This window comes from Streptomyces sp. CA-210063 (assembly GCF_024612015.1).
GTDB lineage: Bacteria > Actinomycetota > Actinomycetes > Streptomycetales > Streptomycetaceae > Streptomyces.
This window is the reverse complement of the sequence record NZ_CP102512.1, coordinates 9156724-9174265: the sequence shown is the minus strand read 5'-3', so window position 1 is coordinate 9174265 and position 17542 is coordinate 9156724. Positions and strand designations below refer to the sequence as shown.

Sequence of the window (17542 nt, the reverse complement as noted above, 5' to 3'; positions counted from 1 at the left end):
CGATACAGCCCCGCGCCCCTGAAGGCGCGCGACAGCTCGCCCTACCAGAGGAGTTCTGCAGTGGAACCCGCATCCCACGGCCTCCGCGAGTCGGCCACCTTCGACCGCGCGACCATCCACGCCATCCAGCGTGCCGCCGAGACCGGTATCTACGACATCCGCGGCTGGGGCGCCAAGCGCGGCGTCCCGCACTTCGACGATCTGCTGTTCCTCGGCGCGTCCATGTCCCGCTATCCGCTGGAGGGTTACCGCGAGCGCTGTGACACCGACGTCGTGCTCGGCAGCCGCAACGCGAAGCACCCCCTGCGCCTGAAGACCCCGGTCACCATCGCGGGCATGAGCTTCGGCGCGCTGTCCGCGCAGGCGAAGGAGGCCCTCGGCCGGGGCGCGTCCGAGGCCGGCACGTCCACCACCACCGGCGACGGCGGCATGACGCCCGAGGAGCGCGGCCAGTCCAAGCACCTCGTGTACCAGTACCTGCCGTCCCGCTACGGCATGAACCCCGACGACCTGCGCAAGGCCGACGCCATCGAGGTCGTCCTCGGCCAGGGCGCCAAGCCGGGCGGCGGCGGCATGCTGCTCGGCCAGAAGATCACCGAGCGGGTCGCCGCCATGCGGACCCTGCCGCTCGGCATCGACCAGCGCAGCGCCTGCCGCCACCCCGACTGGACGGGCCCCGACGACCTGGAGATCAAGATCCGGGAGCTCAGGGAGATCACGGACTGGGAGAAGCCGGTCTACGTCAAGATCGGCGCGACCCGTACGTACTACGACGTGAAGCTCGCCGTCCAGGCGGGCGCGGACGTCGTCGTCCTCGACGGTATGCAGGGCGGTACCGCCGCCACCCAGGACGTGTTCATCGAGCACGTCGGCATCCCGACGCTCGCCGCACTCCCCCAAGCCGTCCAGGCCCTCCAGGAGTTGGGCGTCCACCGGGAGGTCCAGCTCATCGTCTCCGGCGGCATCCGCGGCGGCGCCGACCTCGCCAAGGCCATGGCGCTGGGCGCGGACGCGGTGGCCATCGGCACCGCCGCGCTGATCGCGCTGGGCGACAACCACCCGAAGTACGACGCCGAGTACCGGGGGCTGGGCTCGGCCGCCGGGTACTACGACGACTACCAGGACGGCCGCGACCCGGCGGGCATCTCCACACAGGACCCTGCCCTGTCCGCCCGCCTCGATCCGGTCGAGGGCGGCCGTCGGCTCGCCAACTTCCTCCGCGTGATGACCATGGAGGCGCAGACCATCGCCCGCGCCTGCGGCAAGGCCCACCTGCGACACCTGGAGCCGGAGGACCTGGTCGCCCTCACCATCGAGGCGGCCGCCATGGCCCGGGTGCCGCTGGCGGGCACCAACTGGATACCGGGGGCCGGGCTGTGAGCCCCGGAACGCCGGAGTTCGACGTCGCGGTCGTCGGCGCGGGGCTGATGGGGGCGGCCACCGCGTGGGCCGCCACCCGGCGCGGGCTGTCCGTGGCCGTGCTCGAGCGGTTCGACGCCGGGCACACCAGGGGCAGTTCGCACGGCAGCGCCCGTATCGTCCGCCGCGCCTATCCGGACCCGATGTACATCGGGATGACCGGGCGCGCGATGGACCTGTGGCGGGAGCTGGAGACCGACGCCGGCACCCGGGTGCTGCGCATCGTCGGCGGCATCGACCACGGCCGGCTGCGTGAACCCGAGCGCATCGCGTCCGGCCTCGCCGCGGCCGCCGTCCCGCATGAACTGCTGCCGCCCGAGGAGGCGGCACGGCGCTGGCCGGGGCTGCGCTTCGACGGCCCGGTCCTCTTCCACCCGGAGGCGGGCACCGTCGACGCGGCCGGGGCCGTGGCCGCCTTCGTGGAGCGGGCCGGCGCCCGCGGGGCGGACATCCGGCACGGCACCGCCGTACGCCGCGTCACCCCGCTCGGGGAGGCGGCCGTACGGCTGGAGACGGCGGAGGGGGCGAGCCTCATCGCGCGCCGGGCCGTCGTGGCCGCCGGGGCCTGGGCGTCCGACCTGCTGGGAGGCCTCGTACCGCTGCCCGAGCTGACCGTCACCCAGCAGCAGATCTTCCACTTCCCGCGCCACGATGCGGCGGCCGAGCCCTGGCCGGTCGTCGTGCACAAGGACGCCCTCAGCACCTACAGCCTGCCGGGCGGACGGGACGGCGGCCCCTTCGACGGCCGCAAGATCGCCGAGCACGACGCGGGCGGGCCCACGACCGCCGGCACCCGCGACGGGCAGGTGGACCCGGCCGCCCGCGACCGCATCACCGCGTACGTACGACAGTGGCTGCCGGGTCTGGTGCCGGAGCCCTTCAACGAGGCCACGTGCCTCTACACCTCCACCGCGAACGACGACTTCGTGCTCGACCGGTCCGGTCCCCTGGTCGTGTGCTCGCCCTGCTCCGGGCACGGCGCCAAGTTCGCGCCGCTCATCGGGGAGCTGGCCACCGATCTGGCGCTGGGCGGGGCGGCGCCGGAGCCCCGCTTCACGCTGGCCGCTCATGCCGCCCGGCGATGACCACCACGGACCCCCGTTTCCTCGTGGGAAACACCGTCGCGGCACAATGGCCCCCATGACGTCTGACCCGGACACCCCCGCGTTCCCCGACCCTGACGCCGACCTGCCGGACCGCGAGGTCGATCCCGGCGAGGCCGCGCGGAAGCTGGAGCTGGAGGTCGTCATCGGGCGTCAGGTGCGGGAGTACCGTACGGCCGCGGGCCTGTCGGTGGCCGAGACGGCAGCCCGGGTCGGGATCTCCAAGGCGATGCTCTCCAAGATCGAGAACGCGCAGACCTCGTGCAGCCTCACGACGCTCGGCCGGCTCGCCACCGGTCTCGGGGTGCCGGTCACCGCGCTGTTCCGCGGGGTCGACGCCGACCGCGAGGCCGTCTTCGTCCCGGCCGGGCAGGGCGCCCGCATCGTCCGCCGCGGCAGCCGGGTCGGCCACCTCTACGAACTCCTCGGCGCCCTGCGCGGCCCGCACAAGCGCATGGAGGCCGTCCTCGTCACGCTCACCGAGCAGAGCGAGGTGTTCCCCCTCTTCCAGCACCCCGGCACCGAGCTCCTCTACATGCTGGAGGGCGAGATGATCTACGGGCACGGCGAGGCGAGTTACACGATGCGCCCCGGCGACGCCCTCCAGCTCGACGGCGAGGGCGCGCACGGGCCGCAGGAGTTGGTGGAACTCCCCATCCGCTTCCTGTCCGTCACGTCGTTCGGCGACCATGTCCCGGGCTGAGATGCGGATGGCCCGGGCCGAGATACGGATGTCGACGCGAGGGGTTGACGGAGTCCTCTGGGGCGGCCACCTTCGATAGCGCATAGCCATGGGAGCGCTCCCAGGCTCGTGAGCCGAAGGGATGGTCACATGCCCACGCCCCACCGCTTACCCCGTACACCCCCGATATCCAGAAGGACCCTGGTCACGGCGGCCGCCGCGGGCCTCGTCACCGCCGTCGCCTCCCCCTCGCGGGCGGCCGGCAGCACCCGTGCCCGGTTCCACACGGTGGGCCGGGTCAAGAAGGGCGACGACGGGACGGTTCGGTACAGCTGGCCCGGCGTCTACTTCGAGGGGCGGTTCAGGGGAACGGGTGTCGGTGTCGCCCTCGACGACTCCGACAACGACTACGACGTCCAGGTCGACGGAACGACCGTGGCCACCCTCGTGACGCCGGGCCGGACCGTCTCCTGGATCGACGGCCTCACCGACGGCGGACACGGTGTACGGGTCGTGAAGCGGACGGAGAGCCCCTGGGCGGCAGGCCGGTTCGGCGGGTTCGTCGCGGCTCCCGGTGGCGCGATCCTCGCCGGACCTCCGGCGCGGAGCAGACAGATCGAGTTCATCGGTGACTCGTACACCGCCGGATACGGCAATGTCTCCGACACCCAGGACTGTTCCGGCAACGGCGGGGTCAACCGGAACAGCAATGCCGATCTCGCGTTCGGCGCGCTCACGGCCCGAAAGCTCGACGCCGACTACCAGATCAGTGCCTTTTCCGGCCGTGGAATGGTCCGCAATTACAACGGCGGCGATCCAGGAACCGACTTTCGCACGTACTACGATCGCGCCCTGCTGAACGTCGAGGGTGATGTCTGGCGGAAGCCGGCCGGCTGGCGTCCGCAGGTCGTCGTGGTGGGGCTCGGCATCAACGACTTCTCGACGCCCCTCAATCCCGGCGAGCGCTGGACGACGGTGGACGAATTGGTCGCCGCCTACGAAAGCGCCTATCACGGGTTCCTCGACAAGTTGCGCGCCCGGTACGGGCCCAAGGCGTTCGTCGTGGTCGCCGCCGCCCGTCTCTGGAACACCACCGCGTTCGCGGAGGCCACCCTGCGGATCGTCGAGGAGCGCGGCCGCCGGGGCGACGGCCGGGTCAGTCGCTGGTACTACGACGATCCCGGCCTGGATCACCTGGGCTGCGACTGGCACCCCTCGCTCAACGACCACCGGATCATCTCCGGGCTGCTGGACGGCCATCTCGCGGGGCTGCCGCTGCGCTGGTAGCGGGGCTCTCGTGGTGTGCCGGGAGGGCTCAGGCCGTCAGGGACTGCCCGGGCTCCAGCGTGGCGAGGAGGCCGGCGTGATGCAGTGTCGCCACGGGGGCGAGGAGGTCGGGGTGGCGGAGCAGTGCGGCCGCCCGCCGGTCGAGGTCGTCCGGGGCGAGAAGGCGGCGGAAGGCGACCGGTGAGCCGGCCGTGTGCGTGGTGTCGGTGAGGGCGGCCACCGCCGTGCGGGCCAGCTCGGGGTCGGCGAGCAGACAGGCCGCCCAGCTGGCCACGACCTCGTCGACCCAGGTCCGCCAGGCGTACTCCTCCGGTGTCGGGGCCTCGTCGACGCCGGTGAGCCAGTCGAGCCGGGCGGATCCGCCGGATCCCGCCACGCCGACGAGGGCCGCGTCGATCGGCGTCGGATAGCGGAGCCAGGCCGCCACGGTGACGGCCTGCCGGGCCTGCGCCTCGGCGAGCGCCTCGTCCAGCGCGCCGCCGCCCGCCGGATAGGCGCGCGTCAGCCATTGAGTGGTCGCCGCTATGAGCGGGGAGAGATCTGCGAGCACTGGGCCTTCCGTGGGTCCTGGGGAGCGAGTGACAAAACGTAGCCGGGTGCCGTCTTGCCCGGAAATGGCGCAGGACACGGAATGGACGTGTCCTGGGCCACATCTGTCTGCCGTACTGACTCACCGGGACGTCGATACGACGAATTCGGGCCCGCGAGGGTTTCTCCGGTGCCCCGCAGCGGCTGAGGTCCGCCCCCATGTGACAGCACTGGCTGTCGATCATGCCGATCCGGCCCTCGTCGGTCCGGAACAGCGCGTACTGCCTGCTCATATAGGTCACCGGGACCACTTCGCCGCGCCGCAGATGGCCGCTGAAGCGGGCGAAGTACCAGCCGACCGGCACGGGTTCCTGCTCGTCGCCGACGGCGGGGAGCAGGCGGTGGTGGAGCTCGCGGTCGTGGAGCTCGCGGTCGTAGGGGCGCGTTCGGGTGCGCCGGAGCTTCATGCGGTGATCTCTTCCTCATTCACGGGGCGGAGCCGCTCCGGGGCGTGCGCGGGTGCCGTCCAGGTGTAGGCGTCCGGATCGAAGCGGTTCAGACGGTGGATGAGGCGCCCGGTGGACCACGGCCAGCAGAACGTGTTGCGCCCGCTGGGGCTGAAGTAATAGCTGGAGCAGCCGCCGGAGTTGTAGACGGTGGTGCGCAGCGCGTCCTGGACCGCCGCGTTGTAGCGGGCCTGTACGGCGGGCCGTACGTCCAGCGAGGTGTCGCCCGTGGCGCGCAGATGGGTCAGCGCGGCCGTGAGGTAGGACAGTTGGCCCTCGACCACGGTGAGCGTGGAGGTGGAGCCGGCCAGCACGTTCGGCCCCAGGAGCAGGAAGAGGTTGGGGAAGCCGCTGACGCTGGTGCCGAGATAGGCCTCGGGTCCGTCGTCGTCCCAGGTCTGCTGGAGCGTACGGCCGTGTGCGCCGTGCACGCCCCGGGCGAGGGGCAGTTCGCCGATGTGGAAGCCGGTCGCCAGGACGATCACATCGGCCTCGGCCTCACTGCCGTCGGCGCCGACGACCCGGTTGCCCCGCACCTCGGCCAGGGCGGTCGGGTGAAGGTGGACGTGGGGGCGGGTCAGCGCGGGGTAGTACGTGCTCGATGTCAGCAGCCGTTTGCAGCCCAGCCGGTAGTCCGGGGTGAGCGCCCGGCGCAGTCGCGGGTCCCGGACGGCCATGCGCAGGTGGGCTCGGGCAGCCGCCTCCACCGGTCGTACGAGCCGGGGGTGGCGGAAGGCGTAGCCGAGGCCTTCCTGGAGCCGGTACTGGGCGGCCCGCAAGAGGTGCTGCGTGCCCGGCGCGCGGAGCCAGCCGGGGATGCCGTGGTCGGGCTTGGGCAGCAGCCACTGGGCGGTGCGCTGGAAGACGTGTACGGCGGCGGCCTGCTCCTGGATCGCGGGAACGATCTGCACCGCGGAGGCACCGCCGCCCACGACGGCGATCCGCCGTCCGGTCAGCCGGACCGAGGGGTCCCAGCGCGCGGTGTGCAGCACCGGTCCGTCGAACTCCCCCAGGCCCGGTACGTCGGGCCGCAGTGGGGTCCGCCACGGGCCGGTCGCCAGGACGAGTACGGCGGCGCTGTACGGGCCTTCGTTCGTCTCCAGGTGCCAACGCTGTTCCCGGTCGTCCCACCGGGCCCGTTCGACGTCGACGCCGCAGCGCAGCGAGGGGCCGATACCGTGCCGCCGCGCGGTCGTCCGCACGTAGTCGTGGATCTCCCGCTGTTCCGCGAAGACCCGGCTCCAGTCCGGGTTCGGTGCGAAGGAGTAGCTGTACAGCGAGGACGGGACGTCGCACGCGCAGCCCGGGTAGGTGTTCTCCCGCCAGGTGCCGCCCACCTCCGGTGCTCTCTCCAGTATCAGCACATCCTGGATGCCCTCCTGGCGCAGCCTGATGGCGGCACCGATCCCGGACAGTCCCGCCCCCACCACGATGACCTCTGCGTTCACCACGGCATCAGTGTGGAAGGAGGCGGGACGCCGCCGTCAGGGCGTGAACCGGTATGTGCGGGGCGCGCGCGGAGCAGACGCAACGGTCGGCGCCGCCATGGACGAGTGAACCGTCGGCTTCAAAAGGCCCGTCTCAGCGCGCGGAGCGCGCGATGGCGGCCATGGCCTCGACGGTGCGGTCGAGTTCGGACTCGGTGTTGTAGTAGTGCGGGGAGAGCCGGACCAGGGGGTGGACGCCTCGCTGTTCGGTGTCGAACTGGGTGTGTTCGGGGTCGGTGGTGGAGACGTTGATCCGTTGCCGGGCGAGGGCGGCGGCGACTTCGGCTGTGGGCATGCCGTCGACCTTGGCGGTGACGATGGCGCAGCGGTGCTCGCCGAGGTCATGGGTGGTGACGCCGGGGAGGGCGTCGAGCCGGTCGCGCAGGTACGCGCCCAGTGCGACGGCTCGCTCTCCGATCCGGTCCAGGCCCAGGTCGAGGGCCTGGCGTACGGCCGCGTCCAGGCCGAGGACGTTGGCGTAGCTGACCTCCCAGGTCTCGAAGCGCCGGGCGCCGGCCCGCCAGGTGAAGCCGCGTCCGCCGTCCCAGGCGGCCGCCCGGATCTCGGTGACGTACGGGTCCAGGTACTCCAGCGCCTCGGAGCGCACCCAGAGGAAGCCCGTGCCGCGCGGGCCGCGCAGGAATTTGCGGCCGGTGGCGGTGAGCATGTCGCAGCCGATGGCGGCGACGTCGACGGGGAACTGGCCCACGGACTGGGTGGCGTCCAGGAGGAACGGGACACCGGCGGCCCGCGTGATCCGCCCGATCTCCGCCGCCGGGTTGATCAGGCCGCCGCTGGTGGGGATGTGGCTGATTCCGACCAGTCGGGTGCGGTCGTCGATCAGGTCGGCGAGGGCGGTGGTGTCGAGCTGGCCGGACGCGTCGTCCGGGACGACCACGATCTCCGCGCCGGTGCGCCGGGCGATCTGGAGGTAGGCGAGGACGTTGCTGCCGTACTCGGCCCGGCCGGTGAGGATGCGGTCGCCCGGCTTGAAGGTCAGCGCGTAGAACGCCGCGTTCCAGGCGTGGGTGGAGTTGTCGAACAGGGCTATCTCGTCGGGCCGTCCGCCCACCAGCCGCGCGAGGTTCGCGTAGGTGGCGTCGATCCGGTCCCGTTCCTGATCGGCCGCCTCGTAGCCGCCGATGGCCGCTTCGAGCTCCAGGTGGGCGGTGACGGCGTCCAGGGTCCGCCGGGAGAGCAGAGCCGCGCCGGCGTTGTTGAGGTGCACTCGGTTGGCGGTGCCGGGGGTGTCCCGGCGCAGTGCGTCGATGTCCATGCCCACACCGTTCCTGAAGACTGAGCGGGAGTGAGTCCTGTTGCCAGGATTCATGCTCAGCCGAACGCCCCGGACGGTGTTGGGCGTTCTGGTTGCCCGCGTTCGCTCCGCGTCCGGGCGGCACGCATCTGGTGCGTGGTCCGGGAATGCGGGGGCGGGTTCCCTCACGCCCAGGGACGCCCGGTCGGGCCTGGGCGGTCCGATGCCCACGACGATCACTCCGGTCGTCGTGGGGCGGTGCCGTCCGTCGCCGGATCGGGTGTCCCTGGGCGCGCCTTCCGATCGCCACGGCTGCCGCGTCGTGGCGAGTGGTGGTGCGGGTGGTGCTGGTGAGGGGCTTCTGCCAGTGCTGGGCGCCCCAACGGCTGGTGTAGGCGGGGTCCACGGCGAAGGCCGACCCATTGGGGCGACACACGCACGACCAAAACCACCGACACGCGCTCCTGCTCACCAGAACACGCTTGAGCACACTCCAGCGACAGCAGTTCCAAACCCTTCCCGCCCGTCAGCGCTTCGTGAACTGGGCGCGGCCCGGCTGGTCGACGTTCGGGGTGATGGTGATGCCGGTGTCGGTGAGGGTCTGGCCGTGGATGTCGGTGACGCGGATGTCGGAGCCGCAGCCGGTGCCGTCGGCCGAGACGAAGTAGTTGTATTCCTGGCGGGGCAGTTGACGCCAGGTCGTGCCGGTGCGGACCTCCAGGGTGGCGACGGGGTTGCGGTGGCTGCGGACCTGGATGCCGCACCACCACTGTGTGGAGCCCTCCTTGTAGCGGTAGGCGACCGGGCCGCCGATGTCCGGGCTCACCAGGGTCCAGGTGATCGGCACCCGGCCGGCCACGGGGTCGGCGATGCGGGCAAAGGCCTGTTGGCCGAGGTCGACGTCTCCGGGGGCGCACTCCGGGCAGCGGTCGACGATCTTCACCGTGAGCTCGCCCCGAGGTCCTTTGACGTGGAGGTGGGCCCCGCACATCCGGGAGCCCTCGTAGTCGGTGTGGTTGAGGGCCGCGATGGCGATGTCGCTCGTGGCGTCGTAGAGGCAGTTGCCGACGCCGGTCGCGCCGTAGAAGGTGCCCTCGCCGGAGTAGGTGACGCCGGGCCGGACACTGGCGTACGCCGGTGCCGTGGCCGTGGCCGTGGTCAGGAAGGCCGTGACGGCGGCGAGGAACGCGAGTCGGCTGCGCATGTCGATGCCTTTCGAGGACGGTGGGGCGTGCGCGGGCGCGGCGATCCTGGCATCGTTGAAAGGTCAAATGAAGCACGATCACAGCCATACGTCCGGAACGCCCCGTGTCACGCCCGAGCCCTTGTCACCCACGGACGAACACCGGCCCCGCAGGACTCATCTCCCGCAAACAGAACGGTGATTGACCCGGACCGCCCCTCCGGCGCTGCCATATTCGGAAGCCACTTCGGAGGTGGCTGTGACACTAGAGGTGACGACATCCCGGGCGAGGCAGGTGGCGGAGCGGGCGGCCGGCCGTGTGCCCGACCCGATCGCCGGACGAACCGTCGACCGAACCGCCGACCGCATCACCGAACTGGAGAGCCGCCGGTTGCGGGCGGTTGCCCCGAACGGGCCGAGGAGACGGGGGGAGTACGGCGCCCGGGAGCGGATCGATCTGCTGCTGGACGCGGGCTCGTTCACCGAGACGGGTCTGTTCGTGCGGGCCCGGCCCACCGGTGACGGCGGCGGGCGCCCGTACGGCGACGGGGTGGTCACGGGGCACGGCACGATCGACGGCCGGCCCGTCTGTGTCTTCGCCCAGGACGCCACGGTCTTCGGCGGCAGCATGGGCGAGGCCTTCGGGGAGAAGACCATCGCGCTGATGGACCTCGCCCTGAAGACGGGCTGTCCGGTCATCGGGCTCAACGACGGCGGCGGCGCCCGTATCCAGGAGGGCGTCACCTCGCTCGCCCTCTACGCCGAGCTGGTGCGCCGCAATGTACGGGCGTCCGGCGTGATCCCGCAGATCTCGGTCGTCCTCGGCCCGTGCGCCGGCGGAGCCGCGTACTCTCCGGCCATCACCGACTTCACCGTGATGGTGGACGGCGCCTCGCACATGTTCGTCACCGGGCCCGACGTCATCGAGACGGTCACCGGCGAGCGCACCAGCGCCGAGGAGCTGGGCGGCGCCCGCACCAGCAACACCGTCAACGGCAACGCCCACTTCCTCGCAGCCGACGAGGTGGACGCCCTCGACACCGTACGCGACCTGCTGTCGTACCTGCCTGCCAACAACCTGGAGCGGCCGCCGCAGTACGCGCCGGGGGCCGCGCCCGCCGGGCTGTGTCTCGACACGGTGGTGCCGGACCGGCTCGGGCAGGCCTACGACATGCGCGACATCCTGCGCGCGGTCGTCGACGACGGTGAACTCCTGGAGGTCCAGGAGCTGTTCGCGCCGAACATCATCTGCGCGTTCGCGCTCGTCGAGGGCGCCTCCGTCGGCGTCGTCGCCAACCAGCCGTCGCACGCCGCCGGGGTCCTCGACATCGACGCGTCCGAGAAGGCCGCGCGGTTCGTACGGTTCTGCGACGCGTTCGGCATCCCGCTGCTGACCTTCGCCGACGTACCGGGCTATCTCTCGGGCGTCCGCCAGGAGCAGGCCGGCATCATCCGGCGCGGCGCCAAACTCCTGTACGCGTACGCCGAGGCGACCGTCCCGAAGATCACGGTGGTGGTGCGCAAGGCGTACGGCGGCGGGTACGCGGTGATGGGCTCCAAGCATCTGGGCGCCGACATCAACCTCGCCTGGCCCACCGCCCGGATCGCCGTCATGGGCGCCGAGGGCGCGGTGGGCGTCCTGCACCGCCGCGAACTCGCCGCCGCGGCCGACCCCGAGGCGCTCCGCGCCCGCCTCGTCACCGCGTACGAGAGCACGTACGGCACCCCGTACCTCGCCGCCGAGCGCGGCTACGTCGACGCCGTCATCGCCCCGCGCGACACCCGCGCCCACCTCTGCCGCGCCCTGCGGGCCCTGCGCGGCAAGCGGGCCCCGATGCCGGAGCGCCGCCACGGCAACATCCCGCTCTGACCGGTTCCGGATCGCCGGGTCCGGCCCAACTCACCCTCCCGACAGGGATGTTGGCAACCGGTCCACCGGCCCAACCCCCGCCGACTCGCTCTGCCCGCTCTGACCGCAAGCCGTCCCCGCGACGTGAGGAGCCATGCCCGATGGACAGCCGCCGCCCCCCGCTCGCGCCCGTGTTCCGGAGTCTGCCGGAGTATGTGCGGCACTGGGCCGAGACCACCCCCGACCGCCGGGCGTTCACCTTCGTCGACCATCCCGCGCCGCACTCGCGCGGCGTCCACCGCACGCTGACCTGGCGCCGGCTGGACCTGCGTATGCGGGCCGTGGCCGCCCGGCTCGCCACGGAGGCGGAGCCCGGGGCACGGGTCGCGGTGCTGTGTCCGCAGGGAACGGAGTACGTCACCGCCTTCCTCGGGGCGCTCGCCGCCGGCCTGGTCGCCGTACCGCTGTATCCGCCCGGGCTGCCCGGGCAGGGCGACCGGCTGTCGGCGGTCCTGGCCGACGCGCGCCCGGCGGTCGTCGTGACGACAGGTCACGCCCTCGCGGGGGTACGGGAGTTGTGCGAGGGCCGGGCGGTGAAGGTCGTCGCCGGGGACCATGTGCCCGACGCCGCCGCCGACGACTGGCTGCCGCCCGCTCCCGACGACAGCGCGGTCGCCTATCTCCAGTACACCTCCGGCTCGACCCGCACCCCGGCGGGCGTGGAGATCACCCACGCCAATGTCGTCGCCAACGCCCGTCAGGCGCTGGCCGCGTACGGGGCCGACGCGCATCCGGTGACCTGTGTGGGCTGGCTGCCGCTGTACCACGACATGGGGCTGGTGCTGAGTGTCGCGGCGCCGGTGGTGCGGGGGCTGCTGTCGGTGCTCATGGATCCGGTGGCGTTTCTGCACGAGCCGGTGCGCTGGCTGCGGCTGCTGGCCGCGCACCCGCGCGCGCTGAGCGCGGCGCCCAACTTCGCCTACGACTACTGCGCGTCGACGGTCACCGAGGCGCAGAAGGCCGGGTTGCGGCTGGACGGCGTCTTCGCGCTGATCAACGGCAGTGAGCCGGTCCGCCCCGGCACGGCCGACCGTTTCCACGCCGCGTTCGCCGCGCAGGGCCTCGTCCCGGAGACGCACTGCCCGTCGTACGGGCTGGCGGAGGCGACCGTCTTCGTCAGTGCCGCGCGGCCCGGGGAGCCGTTGCGGCGATTCGCGCTCGACCGTGACGCCCTGGCCACCGGGAAGGCCCTGCCCGCGCGGCCCGACGATCCGAGGGCCGTGCTGCTGTCCGGTTGCGGCGCTCCGGCGGGGCAGCGGGTGCGGATCGCCGATCCGGTGTCGCGGGTCGCGCCGGCGGAGGGCGAGGTCGGCGAGATCTGGGTGCAGGGCCCCAACGTGGGGCGGGGTTACCGGAACCAGGACCGGCAGACCGGGCTCGTCTTCGGCGCCGAGTTCGCCGATGCGGCGGCCGGTCCGGGCGCGTGGCTGCGGACCGGCGACCTGGGGACGGTGCTGGACGGGCAGTTGATCGTCACCGGGCGGCTGAAGGACCTCATCGTCGTCGACGGGCGCAACCACTACCCGCAGGACGTCGAGGCCACCGCCCAGGACGCGCATCCGGCCGTACGACGCGACCGGCTCGCCGCGTTCGGCGTACCCGGCGGCTCCGGGGAACGGGTGGTCGTCGTCGCGGAACATGTACGGGCGGTTCCTCTCGCCGAGATCGACGTGCCGGCCCTGGTGCGGGCCGTACGCGCGGCCGTCTCGGCCCGGCACGGGCTGCGGCTCTCCGATGTCGTCCTCGTCCCGCCGGGCACCGTGCCCCGTACGTCCAGCGGGAAGGTGTCGCGGGCACTGACCCGTGAGCGGTATCTGGCGGATGCCTATGCGGCGGGGGTCGTGGGATGAGGGTGGTGGGGGACGACGAAGCGCGCGCGTTGCGGCGGCTGATCGCCGAGCAGGTGGCCGCCTGGAGCGGTACGGCCGTCGGGGACGTGCCGATGGACCGGCCGCTCGCGGATCTCGGGATGTCCTCGCGGGACGCGGTCGTGCTGGCCGGGGAGTTGTCCCGGGCGACGGGCCGTGAGCTGCCGGCGACGTTGCTGTGGGAGGCGTCCACGGGGGATGCGCTGGTGGCGCGGCTGTGCGGTACGACGGCTCCGGTGGGGGTCGCGGCCCCTCCCTCGATGGCGCCCGCACCCACGCCCGGCGAACCGATCGCCGTCGTCGGGGTCGGCTGCCGACTGCCCGGCGGCGTGCACGGCCCGGCGGAGTACTGGCGGTCGCTGTGCGAGGGCGTCGACGCGATCCGGCGGGTCCCGGAGGACCGGTGGCGGGACTTCACGCCGTACCCGCCCGCCGACGCGCTCCCGTACGGCGGCTACCTCGACGACATCGCCGGGTTCGACGCGGACTTCTTCCGCATCACGCCGCGCGAGGCGGCGGTGATGGACCCGCAGCAGCGGATTCTCCTGGAGGTCGTCCAGGAGACCCTCGACCACGCCGCCGTTCCGGCCGCGTCCCTCGCCGGCAGCGCCACCGGTGTCTTCGTCGGGGTCTCCGCGCCTGAGTACGGCCAGCTCACGGGCGCCGACCCGGCGGCCGTCGATCCCTGGGCGCCGGCGGGCGGGGCGCTGAGCGTGGCGGCGGGCCGGCTGGCGTACGTCCTGGACACGCGGGGGCCGAGCATGGCCGTCGACACCGCGTGCTCGTCGTCGCTGGTCGCCGTGCACCACGCGTGCGTCAGCCTGCGCACGGGGGAGAGCGACCTCGCGATCGCCGCCGGGGTCAATCTGCTGCTCTCGCCCACGGTCACCGTCGCGTTCCGGCGGGCGGGCGCGCTCGCGCCGGACGGGCGGTGCAAGCCGTTCTCGGCGGCGGCCGACGGCATCGGCCGTGGCGAGGGCTGCGCGGCCGTGCTGTTGAAGCGACTGTCCGACGCCGAGCGGGACGGCGACCGCGTCCTCGCCGTCATCCGCGCCACCGCCGTCAACTCCGACGGCCGCTCCAACGGCCTCCTGGCGCCCAACCCGACGGCCCAGCAGGCCCTTCTGACGACCGCCTACGCCCGAGCCGGACTCTCCCCCACGCACATCGACCACGTCGAGGCGCACGGCACGGGCACCCCGCTCGGTGACCCCATCGAGGCGGGTGCGCTCGGCGCCGTGCTCGGCGCGGGCCGCGACCCCGACCAGCCGCTGCTTCTCGGCTCCGTCAAGGGCAACCTCGGCCACCTGGAGTCCGCCGCGGGCGTCGCCGGCCTGGTGAAGACGGTGCTCGCCCTCCACCACGACCTGATCCCGCCCTCGCTGCACTGCACCGAAGGCAGCGCCCTGGACGACGACGTACGGCTGCGGGTCGTGACGGAGGCCGAGCCGTGGCCCCGGTACGGCGGAACGGCCACCGCCGGGGTCTCCGGGTTCGGGTTCGGCGGCACCAACGCCCACGCCGTACTGGAGGAATGGCGGCCCGGCGCCCTGCTCCCGCCCCCGGCCGACGAACCCCCCGCCCGCCTCCACCTCCTCTCCGACACCGACGCCTCCCGCGTCCGCGACACCGCCGCCCGGCTGGCCGACTGGCTCGGCACGCCCGAGGGAAGCGCCACGCACCCCGCCGACGTGGCCCGCACACTGGCGGGGCGCGCGGGACGCGGACCGGTACGCGCGGCGGTCGTCGCCCGTGACCGCGTCGAACTCGTGGACGGGCTGGGCGCGTTGGCGGGAGGCCGCCCCCACACGGCGGTCATGACGGGCGACCGGGACCTCGTCGGGCGCGGCCCGGTGTGGGTGTTCTCCGGGTACGGCAGCCAGTGGGCCGGCATGGGGCGGCGGCTCCTGGCCGAGGAACCCGCCTTCGCCGCGGCCGTGGAGAAGCTGGACGCGCGACTGGCGCCCGAGTGCGGTCTCTCCCTGTACGACCATCTGGCGTCCGGCGGCGACCTCGACCGCCTGGAGATCGCCCAACCTGTCCTCTTCGGGCTCCAGTTGGCGCTCGCCGAGCTGTGGCGGGCGCACGGCGTGGAGCCCGTCGCCGTCATCGGCCACTCTCTGGGCGAGGTGGCCGCCGCGGTGTGCGCGGGCGCGCTGGAGGTGTCGGACGCGGCCCGCGTGGTCGCCGTACGGGCCCGGCTGCTCAGCGGGCTGCGGGGCGGGGCGATGGCGGTGGTCGACCTCGAAGACGGCGAACTCGACGCCCTGGTACGGGACTTCCCCGAAGTCCACGTCGCCGTCCACTCCTCCCCCGGCCAGAAAGTGGTCACCGGGGAGGAGACCGCGGTGGCCGGGCTGGTGCGTCGGCTGGAAGAGGAGGGGCGGACCGCGCGTGCGATGCGGGTGGTCGGGGCGGGGCACTCCCCCCAAGTAGAGCCACTGCTCCCCGAGTTGGCCGACTCGCTGGCGGACATCCGAGGAGGACGCCCCCGGATCCCCGTCTACTCCACCGTGCTGGACGACCCACGGGGCGACTGCGTCTTCGACGCCGCGCACTGGGTCGCGAACCTGCGGCGGCCGGTACGCCTCGACCGGGCCGTCGCCGCTGCCGCCGCCGACGGCCACACCGCGTTCGTCGAACTCTCCCCCCACCCGGTCCTGACCCGAGCCATCACGGACACCGCCCCCGGCGTCCTCGCCCTCGGCACCCTCCACCGCGACGCCGACACCTCCGCCGACTTCCTCACGCGCCTCGGCACGCTCCACACCGCCGGGTTACGCCTGCCACGACCGCCGGGCCGCGTCATCGACCTGCCCGCACCGCGCTGGCGGCATGTGCGGCATTGGTGGACGGATGGACGGGCGGGGGGCGTGGCGGCGGGCTCGGCGACGGCGAGAGTGGCGGGGGGCCTTGTGCCGGAGGGGGGCCACGTGGTGGCCGACAGGCACGGGTCGGAGGCCGGCCGCGCCGGGGTGGGCGGCGGGCACGGGCCGGAGAAGGGCCCCGCCGGAGGGGAAGGCGGGCACGGGCCGGAAGCGCGCCGCGTGGCGGAGGACGCCTCGGTCTCCGCCCGCCTCTGTCACCACATCGCCGCCGTCACCGGCCATCCGCCGGCCCGCATCACCCCGGCCACGGCCTTCGCCGCGCTGGGCCTGGACTCGTTGATGGCCGTCCGCATCCGTGCCGCGCTGGAACGCGAGTTCGACATCGAACTGCCCCTGCGCGATCTGCTGGGCGCCGCCACGGTCGAGGACACGGCGGCCCGCATCCAGCAGGCGCTGCCGGTCAGGGCGACGGCGGCCGGCGGCGCCCGACTCACGCGGCCCACGAAGGCGCCCGGCGGGTACTCCCCCTCGGGAGCACCACGGGCGCCGGGCGAGGAAGCCATGACAGGGGCAGCAGGAGCCCTCCGCAGGGGCACCGGCCCGCAGCCGCAGCCAGCGCCGGTCGAGAATCCTCCGCTCCAGTCCCTGCACACCTCCGGCCCCCCTCCCTCACTCCGCCCCCTTCACCCCACCGGCCCCCACCCCCCGCTCTTCCTCGTCCACGCCGCCGGTGGCACGACCGACGTCTACCGGCCCCTCGTGGAACGCCTCGGCGGGGAGCGGCCGGTGTACGGGCTGGAGCGGCTCGAAGAGGCCCGTACGGTCGCCGAGAGGGCGCGCCGTTACGCCGAGGCGGTCGCCACTGTTCAGCCCGACGGGCCCTGTCTGCTGGGCGGTTGGTCGTTCGGGGGGTTCGTCGCGCAGGAGGCCGCACGGCAGCTCACGGCGGCCGGGCGGGACGTGGATCTGGTGGTGCTCATCGACTCCGTACGGCCGCTCCCCCGGACAGAAGGCACACCGGCCGACCGGATCCGCGCGCACTTCACGGGCTTCGCCCGGCATGTCGCCGACACCTACGGGGTCGAACTGGCGGTGCCGTACGACGAGTTGGCCGCCATGGAGGACGACGGCGAGCGCGTCGACACCGTACTGCGGGCCCTGCGCGAGGCGGCCGACGTGCCACGGGCAGCCCTCGATCACCAACGGTCCTCCTATCTGGACCTGAGGATCGGCGAGGCCCACCGGCCGGGGCGCCACGACGGGCGAGTGGTCCTCTACCGGGCCACCGAGCCCGCCCCGCACACCGTGCGCGACCCCGCGTACGAGCGGGACGACGAGGCGCTCGGCTGGGACGAGGTGTGCCCGGACCTCTCCGTCGTCCGGGTCGCGGGACACCATCTGTCGCTGCTCGACCCGCCGTACGTCGACGAGATCGCCGCCCATCTGCGGCGGGAGCTCGCCAGGGGCACCCGCTGAACCCGATCCGA

General features: G+C 73.1%; 11 protein-coding genes and 2 pseudogenes. 7 read left to right on the top strand and 6 right to left on the bottom strand.

Features of this window, described 5'->3' with window-relative positions; genetic code table 11:
- The first annotated feature begins 60 nt into the window (after window positions 1–60).
- From JIX56_RS40175 to JIX56_RS40160, 4 genes are all read left to right on the top strand, one after another.
- Complete coding sequence (locus JIX56_RS40175; protein ID WP_257548429.1) at window positions 61–1380, top strand: FMN-binding glutamate synthase family protein; 1320 nt, start codon at window positions 61–63, stop codon at window positions 1378–1380.
- On the top strand, window positions 1377–2504 hold the full coding sequence (locus JIX56_RS40170; protein ID WP_257548427.1) for an FAD-dependent oxidoreductase: 1128 nt from the start codon (window positions 1377–1379) through the stop codon (window positions 2502–2504). Before JIX56_RS40175 ends, JIX56_RS40170 begins: the two co-directional genes overlap by 4 nt.
- A 55-nt stretch (window positions 2505–2559) precedes the next feature.
- Window positions 2560–3225 carry a helix-turn-helix domain-containing protein gene (locus tag JIX56_RS40165; protein WP_257548425.1) on the top strand — a complete coding sequence of 222 codons (666 nt, stop codon included), beginning with the start codon at window positions 2560–2562 and terminating at the stop codon, window positions 3223–3225.
- A gap of 129 nt (window positions 3226–3354) precedes the next feature.
- Window positions 3355–4491: an SGNH/GDSL hydrolase family protein gene (locus tag JIX56_RS40160; RefSeq protein ID WP_257548423.1), complete on the top strand. Its 1137-nt coding sequence runs from the start codon at window positions 3355–3357 to the stop codon at window positions 4489–4491.
- Window positions 4492–4519: 28 nt separating this feature from the next.
- On the opposite strand, the gene JIX56_RS40155 is transcribed toward JIX56_RS40160, so the two are convergent.
- The 6 genes and pseudogenes from JIX56_RS40155 to JIX56_RS40135 all read right to left on the bottom strand — a co-directional run bounded on the left by JIX56_RS40155 (window position 4520) and on the right by JIX56_RS40135 (window position 9471).
- On the bottom strand, window positions 4520–5041 hold the full coding sequence (locus JIX56_RS40155) for a hypothetical protein (protein ID WP_257548421.1): 522 nt from the start codon (window positions 5039–5041) through the stop codon (window positions 4520–4522).
- 178 nt (window positions 5042–5219) lie between these two features.
- Window positions 5220–5486: pseudogene (locus tag JIX56_RS48180) on the bottom strand (Rieske 2Fe-2S domain-containing protein); the annotation flags it as partial.
- Window positions 5483–6976 (bottom strand): flavin-containing monooxygenase, encoded by a 1494-nt coding sequence (locus JIX56_RS40150; RefSeq protein ID WP_257548419.1) that lies wholly within the window; start codon window positions 6974–6976, stop codon window positions 5483–5485. The gene JIX56_RS40150 and the pseudogene JIX56_RS48180, both read right to left, overlap by 4 nt.
- Before the next feature lie 130 nt (window positions 6977–7106).
- Window positions 7107–8288, bottom strand: a complete 1182-nt coding sequence (locus JIX56_RS40145) for an aminotransferase class V-fold PLP-dependent enzyme (RefSeq protein ID WP_257548417.1) — start codon at window positions 8286–8288, stop codon at window positions 7107–7109.
- Window positions 8289–8304: 16 nt separating this feature from the next.
- Window positions 8305–8676: pseudogene (locus JIX56_RS40140) on the bottom strand (IS200/IS605 family accessory protein TnpB-related protein); the annotation flags it as partial.
- 117 nt (window positions 8677–8793) lie between these two features.
- Window positions 8794–9471, bottom strand: a complete 678-nt coding sequence (locus JIX56_RS40135) for an expansin EXLX1 family cellulose-binding protein (protein ID WP_257548407.1) — start codon at window positions 9469–9471, stop codon at window positions 8794–8796.
- 298 nt (window positions 9472–9769) lie between these two features.
- Between JIX56_RS40135 and JIX56_RS40130 the strand changes: the two genes are divergently transcribed.
- The 3 genes from JIX56_RS40130 to JIX56_RS40120 all read left to right on the top strand — a co-directional run bounded on the left by JIX56_RS40130 (window position 9770) and on the right by JIX56_RS40120 (window position 17531).
- Entirely contained in the window at window positions 9770–11320 is a 1551-nt protein-coding gene (locus JIX56_RS40130; RefSeq protein WP_257551389.1) for an acyl-CoA carboxylase subunit beta, read from the top strand.
- A 140-nt stretch (window positions 11321–11460) separates the two neighbouring features.
- Window positions 11461–13209: a fatty acyl-AMP ligase gene (locus tag JIX56_RS40125; RefSeq protein ID WP_257548405.1), complete on the top strand. Its 1749-nt coding sequence runs from the start codon at window positions 11461–11463 to the stop codon at window positions 13207–13209.
- The gene (locus JIX56_RS40120; protein WP_257548403.1) at window positions 13206–17531 is read left to right on the top strand and encodes a type I polyketide synthase; all 4326 of its coding nucleotides are present in this window, start codon (window positions 13206–13208) and stop codon (window positions 17529–17531) included. Before JIX56_RS40125 ends, JIX56_RS40120 begins: the two co-directional genes overlap by 4 nt.
- The last annotated feature ends 11 nt before the right edge of the window (window positions 17532–17542 follow it).